A 14,558-nucleotide genomic window follows, 5' to 3' on the forward strand; every position below is an offset into this window, starting at 1 on the left:
TGGGGGAAGGCTCGCTTTGGGGCGCGGTGGGGGCACGTTTGCCCCATTTGTCTTGGGCACTGCTCAGCGTGAAGATGTCCTTGATGACCCATTTGGCCCAAGCAATGGACGTGCAGCCCCAGACGCCTTCGCCAAGCCTGGGTTGTGGGAGCCGACTGAGCCACCCCAGTGCTTCGAGTTCCTTGAGAAGACGATCAATGGTCCGTGTCGATACGCCCAATACCGTTGCAGGTCGGGTGCGCTTGAACAAAATGGGGGAGCCGAGCTTATCGAGGTCCGTATAGGTGATGAGAACCTGGACCAAGGCCGTCACTTTCCCCTTTAGGAAAAGCTGGGGGTGCTCTACTGCACGAGCACGGGCCTTTTTGATAGTGATGGGGAGATTAGGGGCGAACAGACGCCCTACGGTATCAATAGCCATAGTAGATCCACGTTTCCGTTGACAACACGAAGCCCGCGGCACTATGATTCGATCAACATTCCCTCCAAAGGATGTTGGAAGTTCCGTTTCACAGCCTGCGCCAACAGACTGAGCAACGAATCCGAACCGTAGTACCTACCAGCCCTCAAGACGCCAATCTTGAGGGCTTTGTTTTGGGCGAAAGGGTTTCAATCAAGCTTTAAACGTTTTCTGGTTCCCAATATGCAAGAAGGTCGGGGTTTTAGCCCGACCTTCTGGTTAATTCGTTGGTTAGCGCGCTATCCGTTTGGACTTTCCGCGAAAACCGCTGTTTTGTTAGCGCGCTAACCGCGCCAGTTCTTCATTTTCTTGGTTAGCGCGCTAACGGGATTTTCATCCGAAATTTGGTTAGCGCGCTAACGCTCTGCTCGGCAAACGCCGCAACCAAAATATTCCAAGAATGATGTGTTAGCGCGCTAACCGCCATCGCTCGTGCCACAAAGCGTCCGATTGGAAGGTGGTAGCCGCACTGCCACGAAGCTTGGTCGAGGTGCGCTCTCCGATACTTCATTTGTAAGGGCGCTCAGTGGGGAACGTCCTTGCAAATAAAGCAAACCTGAGGCCGAACCTCAGGTTTGAATTCCTTTCTCAGCCTTCGTCCCCCGTTCGGGACTTCTCTGTCAACGACTTCAACGCAATCATCAGTGCTTCCTGAACGTCATGGGCGTTGTACGGGACTTTCTTGTCCCATTCCACGACCACAGAGTTTTCCTTCCCCTTTGTCCGGAAGGCAGTTCGCCCTTCGGAGTCGAGTACGATGCGCGGCTCAACTTTGGTGTGGAACGGAGTGTTGCCCGACAGCTTTTGTTCGATCCAATGAATCAGCCCAGTGAGGGGCGAACCATCGATAAGGCGCACGACTCCAGCCGTCATAACCTCGACCACGTTCTCATGCGGATTCCCTTCGGCATCGCTATGGGCATCCAAGAACTTCTTCAGATCAGAAGCGACGCGGTACGAAAACAGTTCGGGGTAGTCGTCGAGATACTCCCGAACGGCTTTTGGCAACTTCACGAACGTGAGGCATTGCGAAATGCGGCCCCTAGAGACGCCAAAACGGTCCGCAAGTTCTTGATGGGATCCGACGATGCCGTCATCAAGCAGTGCTTGATAACTGAGAGCCTTTTCGTAGTCCGAGCGTGGCAACATCGAATCGTTGTCGTCCACCGCCATGAGGCGGGCTTCCTCGAACGAGACGTGCTTGATGTTCACGCGGATGGCGGTCCACCCGATCCGTTTGGCGGCATTGAACCGATGATTGCCGCCGATGATCTCGTACTTGTCAGTTCCCTCAACCGGCCTGACGAGGATGGCGTTCAACTGACCAGACTTCTGGAACTTGTCCGCAAGCCCCACCACATGCTGCTCCGAGAGGCGCAGTCGAGGTTGCAGCTTTGGGTTCTCAACGATGGCGGACATCGCCATCATTACGCCATCAGTGTCAGACTTGACCGTCTGAAGGCCAGCGATGGCGCTCGCGATTTCGGAGCGCGCAGACGGGCCGTCGTCGGCTTTAGCTTGTCCATCAACGGGCGTATCGGGCGATGGTTCCACGGGCGCAGCGCTGGGCGGTGGAGACATGCGCTTCGGGGGACGGACGCTGGCCGACGCCAGAAAGGCCTGCCCCAGATCGCCAGGACCAGTGGTGGGCGCGTCCTCTCCAAGCAGCTCGTCGATGTTACGGCTGCCTGGGGCGCGGTTAAACGGCCGTTTCACTTTTCCGCCTTCAGATGTTGGGTTACGTTTTGATACCATCGTCAGTCCCCAGCGATCTGAAGCCGGTTCTCACGGCCATTCAACTTGATCTTGTATCGGCGAATGAGAAACTTCGCCAGTTCAAGAATTGCTTGGGAGCCGACCGTGCTCGGTTGTCGTTCTACGCCCGGCAAGTTCTCTTTGGGAGCTTCCTCGGTAAGGCTGAACTGACGTGCAAAAACAGGGGCCGAGGGAATTGCCTCGGGGTACAGGAAGTCTTGGAATTCCTTTCGGAGTTTCTTCAGTCCGAGGCGGGAATCTTGGGACAGCCGCAGTGCGTTCGTGACGATCAACGGTCGCAGGTTGTGCTTGCGACCACGTTCATTGAGATCGTAGAGAATGTTCGCGAGGACGCGCAGGGCTTTGATGCTTTGCCCATCGGTGGTGACGGGCGTGATGATTTCTTGCTCAACGGCATTGAGCACGATTTCGGTCAGAATGGATGTGGAGGGCGCGGTATCGATGACAACGACTTCGTACTGCGAAAAGAAGTCGATGTGCTTCGCCATAAAGTCGGTGAAGGCTTTATCGGAGATCGACACCTTCCCCATCCACTTGATCGCATCGGCGAGCGTGATATCGGCGGGGATCAGGTCCAGCATGTTTTCAGCGTAGATCGACGATACGGCGTTGTCGAAGTCCACATGCTTACCTTCGATGGACTGGCGCATCAGCGCCCCCAGATGGATGATGTCCTCGTCAGCGGTATCAACGCCGAGCATTTCGGAAGCCGAACCTTGCGGGTCCGTATCGATGATCAGGGTCTTGTGCCCGTACAGCGCAAACGACACGGCCAAGTTGGTGGCCAACGTCGTCTTGCCGACGCCACCCTTGCTCGTGTGCGAAGCGATAACGACCGGCAATTCCTTCTTCTTGGGCGTCTTGCTGTCGATTCCCAGGACGTGCATTCTGAGCCTGCGGATGTCGTAAGGGGTGTACATCTGGTGTCCACCGTCCTTCTTTTCCTTGTCAGCAAAGAATTCCCGGAATTCACGGGCGGAGCCAGCGAAGCCTGAGAATGCCTGTGCCAAGCGGCTTTTCACCCCGAAATCACGCGGATAGTTCAGTGCTGAATGCTCATTCATTGCTCAGTTTCCAGAAATCGTTCGAGCGATGATACTGTGCGCGTGTTCAAAAAATCAAGCAAAGTCAAAAAAATTGAACATCGCCAAGAAATTGAGCCGCGTCCGCAGATCGTGCTGCAAAAAATTTAAGGGCCGTCGTTGGTTTGGGTGCCGCTGCCTGGAAACGCATTTGCGTTACAATTAGTGGCGGAAATATTGCGGAGTATAACGGCAAAAATACTGTTTTGCATAGATTTAATACATGATTATTGTCTAATCGTCCGCTGCCGCGCCCCCGGGGCCGCTCCCACCGGGGCCAGGAAAGGGGGAAGACCCCGTGAGCTACGGCTGACTATCGAGCGTGAGGATGACCACTGAAACGCCCGTCCCGGTGAATTGATCCTTGAAGACCTCGGTGTAGGTGTGTCGCATTCCCGCGACAAGCTCCTTGCCCTTGAGCGACGCGGGCAAGATTGCCACAATGCGCCCCCCAGGCTTGAGCCATTGCCCAGCGGCGTGAGCGACGTGAAGCGTGGCGCGATTGCCCGAGAACGGCGGGTTCATGACGATTTTGGAGTACCGCTTGGCGGGCAGGGCCAGAAAGTCGCCCTCGACCACGCTATACCCCTTGGCTTGCAGAACCGCGCAATGTAACTGCGAAATTTCCACGCAGGTGAGGTTTTCCTTGGGAAGGTAGTCAGCAATCCCGCCCTGGCCCGCGCTGGGTTCCAGAATGTCATCCTCGTCCGAAATGTCTGCCAGATCCACCGCGTGGCGAGCAAGGTTCTCTCCAGTGGCGAAGTACTGGTAGGAAATGTCGGGCAGAGTGCCCAGCCGGATGACCTCGTGAATCACCTCGGGTGCCGAGTAGTCGAACGCCCAGCCCCCATCCGGCAACTTCACGCCCCCAATCCGCGCCAGCACGTTTTCAGCCTCTTCACGGGCCTTGGCTCCGGACTGACGCTCAGCTTCTCCAGCGTACGGGAACGTGAGCTTACGGCCCGTCTGGTCGCTTCTGAGGCCATTCAGTTGGACGATGGCCTTTTCCGAGATCAGATCCGAACTCAGGTTGAAGGTCTTGACCTTCGGCGGAGTCTTGCGGAATCGGCTCGGTATGGCGTGCGGGTGCAGCTTGGCCAGGATGGCATTTAGCCGCCATGCCATGTCCGGATGAATCTCAACATGGACCGTCCCTTTCTTGTACAGCTTGAACCGGAAGGCTCCGCCGTCGAAGTCGTGCCACTTCCCAAACGCCTCGGCATTGTGAATTCGCGTGATCGAGTCATGGGTCACTTGTCGCGACGGCTGCTCGCGACCCATGAAAGCTGCAATGACGAAGCGCAGATCATGGATGAAAGCGATTTTGTCCCAATTCAGACTGCCATAGCTGCTGATGAAGTAGTCGAGGATCATCCGCTTGGAGAAGCCCTCCGGCGCATTGGTGACGTGGGTTCCGCTGAGACTGCGGAATACCCCATCGACGCGTTCACTGAAAAAGCGCTCGCGCTGAAGGACGAGATTTTGGAGGGTATCGAGAACCATGCCGCGCTCGAACGAGGGGGTGGTGTGCAGGCGAATCGACTCGTTCCATTCATTGCGCTTCTCGGCGGGCATGATGTCCAGTACGTCCGTCAACAGGATCGCGCGTTGCCAATAGTCGGCGTCGAGCGCTTTGACGGCGCTGGACGCGTCGAACAGACGGTCGAGCTGGATGGTCGCAGCCCAGCGGTCGTGTACCTGCGCCGCTTTGAAGAAGTAGGTCAGCGCAGCGTTTTCCTTGTTGCCCAAGAACCCGGCGATCCCGTGGATGGCATGTACGGCCTGCTCGTGCGCAATGAACAGCGACTCCAAGGGGGACCGAAGCGTCAGAGGGAGAGCGGATTCTTGCGCGTCCGACACAGGCTCTACGAGTTCGAATTCGATGGGCATGAAAGGATCCTCAGCTTTAGTGATAGGATCATTATAACCCATGTCGGGTGCGTACTTTCATAATTGCGCGCCCCCGCTTCTGGCTCACCCACCAACTGCATCGAAGCCGTGAGGGGCGCGATGACCGTCTAGCCGCAGATGAGCATGACTATCTCGTACTTGGTCTGTCAAAGAGCGCTCTCTCTAGCGTTCGCCAGGGTTTACTGGAGCCATCATGAGCAAGCACTACATCAGCAACATCGTCACCGAAATGGGCGAGTTCCAAGACTCCTTGCCGGAGAAGATCGAGCTAACGGTGGACGAGGCGTTGGCCCGTGAAATCGTGCGGATCTCCGCTTGGATTCACGATTCGGCACCGGGGGTGTTCGTCCAAACTACGGAAGTGGCCCGATGCTTGAGGCACGACCCCGACCTTACGCCGGAGCAGGCCCTTGCGGATTCTGACGGGAACGTCATGCGAAGCCATCAACAGCGGTTGCATATCGCTGCCAATTCGTTCATGGTTTCGGCATTTGTGATTGATCCGGATTGGGAGTCCGAAGTTCAGACCGAGTGGTTCCCAGTTGCTGGTTTGATTGAGCACTTCGGCCTGGACGCCTCACCGATACCCAGCCCGCTTCAGGCTTTCGCAAAGTCTGTAGCTGATTTGCCAATTTGGCACTTCAACGCCACGTCTCAACGGGACTGCGCGCCTAAGAGCTACCTCGACTCCCACCTCAAGTTGATGGAAGCCATTGAGACGGCTCGAAAGGTCATTCGTTCAACGTAACTCCCAAAACCCCTGCGCCAATTGGCCCAGGGGTTTTTTTTCGCCTAGAAGAGTGGACGTGTCCGAAAAAAAAGCCCTGACTCGAATGGAGTCAGGGCTTTCGTACTGCTGCTTTAGGCGGGATAGTCGCCAAAGTGCGCATTGAGCTTGTCGCGGATTTCGATTGCCGCGCCTTGCCAAGCAGTCGGAGGGATCGTGCTGTCCTTCATCGCAGTCAGAAGATCCTCTTGAGAGAGAGAGGCTACTTCGTCTGCGCGCTTTCGCAAAGCATCGAGCACAAAGGACTGAGCTACGGCCCCATGACGAGATAGCTGCATCACGTCCGTCACGATTTCTACGTTGGTTGGCGGGATGCTCCAGTCGTCAGTCGTTCGCTTCTGCAAAGGTCGCGAGCTTCCTTGAGGCATCATCGCATCGATATACGGCTTGGCCAGATAGAGCAAGGCGTCCCGTCGTTGCAATGAGCCACGATGGTCGGAAAGCAGTTGGTAAACCTTCCAAAATAGCTGCTGCGCGTCCTGATCGCGGAGTTCAATCGGCCCGTGGCTGTCGTCCAATGCGACGACGCGAAATGTCCACGGTTCGTTGGTCAGGAGAACACCATGGGTGTCGCACAGGTCTTGGGCGATCTGAACGATTTCGTTGAGTGTAGGCTGTTGGTTCATGAATGGCTTCCTGCGATAAAGCTTGGAGAGCACCAGAGAGGGTGATCTTTTCGGACCAAGTGTCTGATAGTCATGCTCATTGGCCGCTACGAAAAAAACGCCCTGACTCGAATGGAGTCAGGGCTTTCGTACTTCAGGTTCGGGAGCGGTTAGTCGCCAAAGTGCGCCTTGAGCTTGTCGCGGATTTCGATAGCGACGCCTTGCCAAGCAGCCGGAGAGATCGCGTGGCCCTCCATCCCGGCCAGCAGTTCCTCTTGGGAAAGATTGGCCACTTGGTCTGCGCACTTCCTCAGTACATCGATCACGAAGACTTGAGCCAAAACCCCAAACTTGGAGAAGTCCATCAGGTCGGATACGAACTCCGTGTTGGTCATACGGCGTTCCCCGTCATCATTTTCCTCTCGTAATGATTCCGAAGTAGGGTTGGCCATCACCGCGTCGATGTACGGCTTGGCGAGATAGAGCATCGCCTCGACGTGATCCAGGGAGCTGTCGTGCTGGGCGGCGAGGCGGGTGAAGTGCGTGTAGAACTGGTGTGCGTCCTGGTAATGGAGTTCCACCGGGCCATGCTGACCGTCCAGCTCGACAATGCGAACCGCCAGCGGGTTGAAGCTCACTTGCACGTCATAGTTGGGGCGCAGTCCTTCGGCGATTTGAACGATATCAGCGAGTGCAGGTTGTTGGTTCATGGTTTGTTTCCTGTGATCAAGCTTGGCGAGCACCAGAGAGGGTGATCTTTTCGGACCAAGTGTCTGATAGTCATGATCAGTAGTGGCTAACAAAAAAGCCTCTACTCCCAAATGGGAATAGAGGCTTGTGTGGACTGCAAAAGGATCAGGCGGTTGCCAATTCCTTTTCCTTGCTCGCGTAAAAAGCGACCATGCGAGCTTTGATTTCGCTCACTTGTTCGAGCGCGGTGTCGTGCTGAAGCTTCACCGCGCCGGAGGTCACACGCACCTTCTGCGAAATAATAACCTGGCTGAAATCGTCCATGGGGAAGCTCGAAAATCCGCCACCTTCCTCAAGTTTCACGCGCGAAGCGGTGGTGGCGAGCATGCCCCCATTACGCTTCATGGTCTTGATTCGCAGGGCGTATCCGTCTTGCAGATCGATCTGCGTCGTTGCTTCCCAACCATAAAAGCCCTGTTGAACGTTAGACATTTTGTTCTCCAAACGGCTTGGCGAACACCAGAGAGGGTGTTCTTTGCTAGACCAAGTGTCTGGATAGACATGATCAGAAGGGGCTAGTCAGCGGGCATGCAAAGAAGAGACGAGCGTGTAGAGCATGATGACTACGCCAATCGCGGAAAACGCGCGACCGAACCACCGGGGAGTGGTCAGCCAGACATGGACTCGGGAAGCTTCCGAGAAGACGTGTCGGCTTGTTCCCCACACCAGCCCCAGCAGTGCGCCAATGAGGACGACGACCTCGGCCCCTCCTGGGTAGTCGTCTCCGAGCATCCAGCTCGCAACGCCTGCGGACAGAACAACCCCGAGAATGATGCACCCGCAACTGAAGGCGAACTCGGCGTTTCGGTCATGCAACCACCTGCACGCCCGATACCATCTGGAACCGACCGGAGCTGCGAACGCGAGGCAGCAGAAGGTGAGGGCCACAACCGCAGCAAAGGAAAGCAGCCGGGGGGCCAAGAATTCGTTCAGCGTGGGTATGAGGTTGTTGAAGGAACCGGGCAGCGCCTCAGCGAGTAGGGCCAGGGCAATGGTGTAGATGAAAGGTGCGCTCACCCGGGTTGTAGCATGGTCGCCCTCAACTAGACCAAGTGGGAGGCTAGGACTCGTCCTTTCCAGCGTTGGCGCGAGCGAGGGCGTCGTGTGCCCAGTGCCGCTCGCTGCGCTCGATGGCGTCCTGATAGCGACGTTTGTAATCAACGGGGTTAGCTTCGTGCGCACATGGCTCCAGGTTGATCCTGGCGATAGCCGACGCAGCTCGCTCGCGTAGAGGTCCGCCCCGGTAGTTCTCAAGCTCGCTCTTGACCGACAGAAGGGCCTTTTGGAGCCGTCTGATCTCTTTGAGTAGGTCTCGGGTGTCTGCCGTGGGGTTGCGATGGAAAAAAGCACGTAGCTCTTCCGCAGTTCGACGCGGCAGCGGGTTGAACGGGTCTGTAAGGTCGGGAGGGTAGTTCTTGGTCAGGATAAGCATACAGCTATTGCAGGCGCGCCGCGCCCAAGCTGTTACCCGCACCTTTTGCCAAATGTGAGGGCCAGCGCCTGCCGCCGTACACGGCGATGGCTCCGGCAATCTCAGAATCCCCGCTTCAGCCGCCGCGACGCGCGTTGGGCGCGGGGATAGAGACGCGTTAGACGACGCGCCCCCCCCCTGCTTCCCCATCGCCCCCTTGCCTATTGCGCCTGCGATGCGTTCACTGTCAGGCGACGAGCTGCTGTCAGGCTCTCGGGCCTAAAACTCGGGCAAGTTTTCGAGGTTGTCGCGCTTGCGATTGTTCGGATCGGTCGTGATGTAGATATCGTCGATCACATGAACATCAGCGCCTTTCTGGTACTTCCCGTTCTCCGGGTTCACGGTGCGAGTAATAAACGTCGCCTTGCCGAGGCGGATGAGGTCCGCGACAAATGCACGCGGCACCACGCGTACTTCGCCGATAGTTGTGCTCTTTTCCTCGCGCACATGTACTGCTTCGATGTGAGTTTTGCCCGTGGCGTAACGGACCTTGGTGATACAAAAATCAGCCATTACTGCTGTCTCCATAAGCGGCGGATTGCCGCTCGGAAAAAGTGGGGTCGAGTTTGTGAAATAAAAGGGGTTGACCCAAATTTAGAAGCATCACCCTGGTCGTTGGGCGAAAATACGGGCATTATCGACACACGCCACATTCGACAATTTGATCGAATTGACAAGGGGGCAACCTGACGATTGGCGTCGTGGGCACCTCAACGCAAAAGCCCCACCGAGGTGGGGCTTGCGCTTGAAGGGTGGGAAGACAGCCGCGATTCGTCGGGCGTACTAGGTAGCCACGACACAACGACCTATGGACCCGTGTGGTCTGCACAGCCAGAAGGATGTGCAAACTTAGCCGTTCCGGCAGCCTGGGCTGCCACTACAGGCAAAAAGAGGAAAAAATCGTGCTTTCCTCGCGGACTGCCTTCCCATATCGTGGTTTATCATAATATTTCTAATCGTGATAATCCTGCGGCGTGCAGGAGCATGCGTGCCCGGGACGCCGCATGAGTTATAATGAAATCAATGACTGACCGTCCGCAGCGTCCGCGCTGCTCCTAGGAGAAAATTCGTATGTATGTACGACTGTGGCTGAAGACGATATCGTTCCTCTGGATGGCGTTCGTCGCGGTGTACGGCTGGAGCTTGGTCTGGCGAACGTGGAATGACGACAGCGAACCCTTCACAGGGGCCGCAATCATTTTGGTGACGCTCGTCGCAACGTTTGTGGGCTGCTATGCATTTCAGAGCCTATTGCACACCGTGCGGGTCGAAGCGGGCGCTCGCAAGCGGTGGGCCAATGCGATGCAGCGAGATCGAGAAAAGCACCAGTCCCAGTGGGACGCTGGCGCAAAGGACTCACTCAGCGCGTCTCGAAAAAAGTTCATTGACGGGCTAGGGAAACGCTCAAGCTGAGCGGAACGACATCGACGACGCGGAAATGGGCTGGGCCTGTATCAGTGCGGAAGACGATCTTCAGTCCAGATTGAAAAGTTTGGCGAACAAGGAGGTGGTATGGTTTTCAGAGTGTGGCTGAGGGTTATCGTGGGGCTGGCGGTGACTCTATACGGCGCAATCGGGACGTGGCGCTTGGTTGCTAAGGGTGGAGTGGACTCTCTCGACATCATCGCAGTCGGGTCGGTAACGGTTGTCGCAGCATGCATGACCGGCTACGCGGCATGGTGCTTGGTTTGGGCGATCAGGGGCCAAGCGGGTTCTCGCCAACCGGACGGGCAGCGCCTTGGACGCTGACCCGCCAGCGGTCGCCTAGTCGGCCATATAGCGTCGTAGTAATTACGAATGGCCCGGTCCCCCCGGGCCTTTTTATGAGATTTCGCTCGCTGATGCTACAGACCGAGTAGCCGATCCACCGCAGCTTTCAGACCGTTGGAAACCTCGTCTACCGAGGTGGCGGCGCGCGGTGTCTGCCGCAGTTGTCGAAGCTCACGCTCTAGGGTTTCGGAACGCGCCCGCGCGTTGGCGGCGGACTGCCTTTCAAGCTCGATGGCGGCCTGCTGCCTCTTCGCTTTCCCAAGCTCGACCTCCAGCGCAGCTACCTTTTCTTGAGCGCGCGCGAAGTTCTCGCGCCACTCTTTCGCCTCGTCCGACATAAGCTCGGTGACACGGCTAAATTCCAGTGCGTCCGCGTCCGCCAGTACGCGAATCTCGCGGCGGAGGCGGTCGGCGATGAGCGCATGCGCATGGCGCGCGGTTTCTGAGAGAGAAGGGAACTCTGCGATCACCCTCGCTGCGACAGCTTCAAAGAAATACGGGTCGTGCTGCGGATCCTCGACGCGCAGCATTGATGCGGTTGAGGGCGAATCTACAGTGTCCCAGCGCATCGTCTTGTTCAGACACATGCACACCGCGAAACCGCCCTGGTCGTCACATAGCGCCAGGGCAAAGATCGGTTCCACGCCTTCAGGATTGAGAGGGATAACTAAGCAGGCGACCGACCACAGATCCCCAGTGCGGACCTTTGCCACCTCAAAAAGATTCTGCTGAATTTCGGTCGCGGAGGAAAAACCAAAGATCGCGGCTCCGGAGCGGTCGTCGGTCCACATGATTTCCTCAGGGATTGCGCTTCGGACCGCAAAGCGGAAGATGTGCCGCCGACAAGCGTCGTAGCGTGCTAGGTTGCCCAGCTCGTCCAGTAGACTGGGGCCTTCCTTTTCCATCACCTCCCTCAACCGGTGAAGTTCGGGGTGCCGGGCAAAGAAGAGATCCGGGTGGTGTACATGTTTTTTTGCTGCGGGCGGCTTACGACGGCTTTGGGTGCGCGATTTCTTTCCCATGGTCCTAACTCAAGCTGTTATCGAGGTGGGCGGGCAGCGAACCAACGACGGCTCTCTGAGAACCCGTATCCCAGAAGAAGTAAAGCCGGAAGCAGTAGCGTTCGTCGCGCCCCCCTCCCTTGAGTAGATGAAGCCCTAGAAAGTGGCGTCGTTTACCCCATACGACAAAATACGCCTCGCCCTGTTCGCCCGCGATGCTTGGGGATACCGACCCTTCTAGCCTGAGGCCGGATTTCATCAACGCGTCGGAAAAAGCTGCGTGGTCGATGGTGCCAAGCCTCAAGTCTCGATACGGCCCGGCTAGTAGCTCCAACGCCGCGCAGATCAATGCTGGATCTTCATACAGCGATTTTTTTGCTCCGGCCCGTGCCCGGGGCAGCACGACAATTCGTTCTTCATTCTGCGCACACCATTCCCCCAGATCGTCGAGCCTCCACTGGGTGTCAGAAACGTCTTCAGCCTCCTGGCCTTTTGTGGACGAGTGCTGCTTAAGCGTCCTGAGCTGGGCTTTGACCCGACGCACCTCGTCGCCCTGTTCCGCCAGTAGCTCCTTTAGGTAGGCGATCTCAGCTTGAGCGCTTTCGGACTCGCGATCAACGATTGTGACTCTCCCGGCGCTTGCGAGAAGTGCAGTGAGCGACGTGAACGAAGGCAAATCGTCACATCGGTCATCGAGCCGGAGCCATGGCCGAAGCGGGGGTGGGATCTCGGTCGCGCAACCGTAGGCAGCCATTCCAAGCTGTGGGGGCGCTTGAGTGGGCGTGATTAAAAACGCCTCTAAAACGTGGTCGTGCTCCTGCAAACGGGCGGCAAAAAAGCCTTCGTCAAGGTGTCTGGCCACCGATAGCGCACCGCGCGCCGTCTTCGTCTCCGATATGTCCGGACTCGCCCCGTCCGCAGGAACCTCGAAAAGCTTCGCCAACGCTTCGTAAACCGCCAGATAGTCGGTTTGGTTCACCTCGGTCCTGAATTTGCGCCACCCCATGCACGGGCCTCCCAACAATGATGCGGGAGTATTGCACGCGGCATCAGCCATCGGAAAGCGAGGACACGCCGCACGACTCTCTGATGGTCAGCATCTGCTCCAGCGCAGCACCAAGCAGCCAGAGTGCTGTCATTTAGCCGGAAGTGCCGCGCTCACTGCCTGTCGGAGCCTCTGCGCCTTGCACCCATTGCAACCACCAGCCCTGGTAATAACGTCGGCCTTCGACCTCTTCGAATCCGCAGACCATCATTCCCCTAGCAGAGTTGAAGGTCAAAAGTTGCGGATCAATCAAATCCGGGATGTGGTGAGGCCCGGTCCCAGTGACCAAGGTCATCACCCGGACTTGACGGCGCAGATCGGAGTGCTCAATCGAGTAAGTGCGGACCGATCCGCGCACGGGGGGCGCAGGGTCATTGTCTCGGCGCTTCTGGCCCAGATAATGCGTCCTAACAACAGAGCAAAGCATGGTGCTGCCAAGATGTAGCTGTACGAATATACAGTATAGAACAGCGACACCGGTTCACGGCATGGCGGTGGCAATCAGCTTCTCGGAGGGGAAGGGCACCAAAAAATCGCGGCTCTCATCAGCGCTGGCCGTAAGCCAGTCGGCATAAGCGCCTTCAGGCAAGATCGCGACCATGCGCTTTTCTTTGCCCGGTTGGTGGTAATGCTTGAACAGGGGATCCTGATCCGCATTGATCGTGAGCATGGTGTAGCTGTCGCGCCACTGGCCCGATGCGTCTCGGTAACGGTCCCATAGCCCGGCAATGCCCAACGGTGCGCCATCGGCCCGCGTGAAGCGCGTGGCGATGGCCTTGCCGGACCGCCAGTCGGGTTCAAAGATGGCGTCGGCGGGGATGACGCAGTGCTGGGCGCGACGCCAAGCGCTGCGAAATGTGAATGCACTGGCCACTCGGTCGTCTCGGGCATTGAAGGTAGCCAACTTCTCAGCGCCGACCAGGGCATTCGGCCCGGTCGATGATGAGATCAGACCCCAGCGACCAATTACGGCCTCGCGCTCGGGCACAGCGTCGTCGCCAGCCTCGTGCTCCGGAGGTCGGCGCACGAACAGGCCCTGGTAGCGCGGCCACATGTCGTACTTGCCGATGGGGGGCGCGCCCCGGACGCCAAATCTCTCAAGCAGCAGATCCGCATCTTTTAGGGTCTGGTAGTGGCTGCACATAAGGTTCTCCGTGCGTGCTTGAATGGAAGGCGGGGCGCGCATGACCACCATGCGGGGCGGAACGTGCAAACGAGCGGAATCCTGGATTCATGACGCCAGAACCCTTACAAGGGATGAGGTGCCTGACTGCCGGTTTCCGTCGCTAAGCCATTCCGGACACTGCTCACCGAATCGGCCTCAGGCCGGGGCGGGGCGAGGCGAGAGCGTGCCGACCTCCATCCGTTATAGCAAAGCTACCGCAAAGCGTCCGCTATGTTTAGGATGCCTGCGGCTAGGCACATACACGCAGGGATGAAGGGGAGGTGCATCACCACCACGGCGATCTGCTCGTAGGTGTTCAATGCATGGAAGTCGTCGAAGATCGAGTGCATTGCCAAAGCCGATACAAACCATAGGATGGCGGCGAGCATGCACAAGGCGAGTAAAGTCCTCTTGGCCTTCTGCTCGCCATGCTCGGGCAGGTGGTCTGCAAGGCAGCAGGCCCACGCCGCCACCACAACCGCAAAAGTCCCAACCGCGATGCTTCCCCAGAACTGCCCTCCTATGGCCACGAGCCAAAGCAGGGTTTGGTGGTGATCGATGATCACGCCAAGCAAAGCCAGTACAACGACTGTTGCAACAATGCCGATCCCCACTTTCATTGCGCACGCCCGCGCGGCCTGGGGAAACGCGAACCGACTTTCGGCGGTGTAGGGTGAATTGCTCTTAGCCATTTCAAACTCCAACTAGATTGAGGTGGTTAGGTGTCAGACGAGG

Annotated in this window: 16 protein-coding genes; 2 read left to right on the forward strand and 14 right to left on the reverse strand. The window is 57.4% G+C overall.

What is annotated here, in order from left to right; translation table 11 throughout:
• The 4 genes from AC6LJW_RS11260 to AC6LJW_RS11275 all read right to left on the reverse strand — a co-directional run.
• Positions 1-421, reverse strand: a 421-nt coding sequence (locus tag AC6LJW_RS11260; protein ID WP_498087261.1) for a hypothetical protein, incomplete at its 3' end; no start/stop codon positions are given.
• A gap of 627 nt (positions 422-1,048) precedes the next feature.
• Positions 1,049-2,215: a ParB/RepB/Spo0J family partition protein gene (locus tag AC6LJW_RS11265; protein WP_498087262.1), complete on the reverse strand. Its 1,167-nt coding sequence runs from the start codon at positions 2,213-2,215 to the stop codon at positions 1,049-1,051.
• Between the two features lie 2 nt (positions 2,216-2,217).
• Positions 2,218-3,300 (reverse strand): ParA family protein, encoded by a 1,083-nt coding sequence (locus AC6LJW_RS11270; protein WP_498087263.1) that lies wholly within the window; start codon positions 3,298-3,300, stop codon positions 2,218-2,220.
• Between the two features lie 321 nt (positions 3,301-3,621).
• On the reverse strand, positions 3,622-5,208 hold the full coding sequence (locus tag AC6LJW_RS11275; protein ID WP_498087264.1) for a DUF4942 domain-containing protein: 1,587 nt from the start codon (positions 5,206-5,208) through the stop codon (positions 3,622-3,624).
• Between the two features lie 214 nt (positions 5,209-5,422).
• Here AC6LJW_RS11275 and AC6LJW_RS11280 point away from each other — a divergent pair, with 214 nt between their 5' ends.
• A complete protein-coding gene (locus AC6LJW_RS11280; protein ID WP_498087265.1) occupies positions 5,423-5,977 on the forward strand; it encodes a hypothetical protein in 555 nt (184 codons plus the stop codon).
• A gap of 113 nt (positions 5,978-6,090) precedes the next feature.
• Here the strand turns inward: AC6LJW_RS11280 and AC6LJW_RS11285 are convergent, their stop codons facing one another.
• The 6 genes from AC6LJW_RS11285 to AC6LJW_RS11310 all read right to left on the reverse strand — a co-directional run bounded on the left by AC6LJW_RS11285 (position 6,091) and on the right by AC6LJW_RS11310 (position 9,355).
• On the reverse strand, positions 6,091-6,642 hold the full coding sequence (locus tag AC6LJW_RS11285) for a hypothetical protein (RefSeq protein WP_498087266.1): 552 nt from the start codon (positions 6,640-6,642) through the stop codon (positions 6,091-6,093).
• A gap of 149 nt (positions 6,643-6,791) precedes the next feature.
• Positions 6,792-7,331: a hypothetical protein gene (locus AC6LJW_RS11290; RefSeq protein WP_498087267.1), complete on the reverse strand. Its 540-nt coding sequence runs from the start codon at positions 7,329-7,331 to the stop codon at positions 6,792-6,794.
• Positions 7,332-7,476: 145 nt separating this feature from the next.
• On the reverse strand, positions 7,477-7,803 hold the full coding sequence (locus tag AC6LJW_RS11295; RefSeq protein ID WP_498087268.1) for a hypothetical protein: 327 nt from the start codon (positions 7,801-7,803) through the stop codon (positions 7,477-7,479).
• A gap of 87 nt (positions 7,804-7,890) precedes the next feature.
• The gene (locus AC6LJW_RS11300; RefSeq protein WP_498087269.1) at positions 7,891-8,388 is read right to left on the reverse strand and encodes a hypothetical protein; all 498 of its coding nucleotides are present in this window, start codon (positions 8,386-8,388) and stop codon (positions 7,891-7,893) included.
• 43 nt (positions 8,389-8,431) lie between these two features.
• The gene (locus AC6LJW_RS11305; RefSeq protein ID WP_498087270.1) at positions 8,432-8,803 is read right to left on the reverse strand and encodes a hypothetical protein; all 372 of its coding nucleotides are present in this window, start codon (positions 8,801-8,803) and stop codon (positions 8,432-8,434) included.
• A gap of 258 nt (positions 8,804-9,061) precedes the next feature.
• Entirely contained in the window at positions 9,062-9,355 is a 294-nt protein-coding gene (locus AC6LJW_RS11310; RefSeq protein ID WP_498087271.1) for a DUF3892 domain-containing protein, read from the reverse strand.
• A 558-nt stretch (positions 9,356-9,913) separates the two neighbouring features.
• Between AC6LJW_RS11310 and AC6LJW_RS11315 the strand changes: the two genes are divergently transcribed.
• On the forward strand, positions 9,914-10,255 hold the full coding sequence (locus AC6LJW_RS11315) for a hypothetical protein (protein WP_498087272.1): 342 nt from the start codon (positions 9,914-9,916) through the stop codon (positions 10,253-10,255).
• Between the two features lie 431 nt (positions 10,256-10,686).
• On the opposite strand, the gene AC6LJW_RS11320 is transcribed toward AC6LJW_RS11315, so the two are convergent.
• From AC6LJW_RS11320 to AC6LJW_RS11335, 4 genes are all read right to left on the reverse strand, one after another.
• Positions 10,687-11,634, reverse strand: a complete 948-nt coding sequence (locus AC6LJW_RS11320) for a hypothetical protein (RefSeq protein WP_498087273.1) — start codon at positions 11,632-11,634, stop codon at positions 10,687-10,689.
• 4 nt (positions 11,635-11,638) lie between these two features.
• Positions 11,639-12,592 carry a hypothetical protein gene (locus AC6LJW_RS11325; protein ID WP_498087274.1) on the reverse strand — a complete coding sequence of 318 codons (954 nt, stop codon included), beginning with the start codon at positions 12,590-12,592 and terminating at the stop codon, positions 11,639-11,641.
• 547 nt (positions 12,593-13,139) lie between these two features.
• Positions 13,140-13,802 (reverse strand): SOS response-associated peptidase, encoded by a 663-nt coding sequence (locus AC6LJW_RS11330; protein WP_498087275.1) that lies wholly within the window; start codon positions 13,800-13,802, stop codon positions 13,140-13,142.
• Between the two features lie 233 nt (positions 13,803-14,035).
• Positions 14,036-14,515: a hypothetical protein gene (locus AC6LJW_RS11335; protein WP_498087276.1), complete on the reverse strand. Its 480-nt coding sequence runs from the start codon at positions 14,513-14,515 to the stop codon at positions 14,036-14,038.
• Between the last annotated feature and the right edge of the window lie 43 nt (positions 14,516-14,558).

The sequence above is a fragment of the Achromobacter sp. 1012554356 genome, assembly GCF_059760815.1.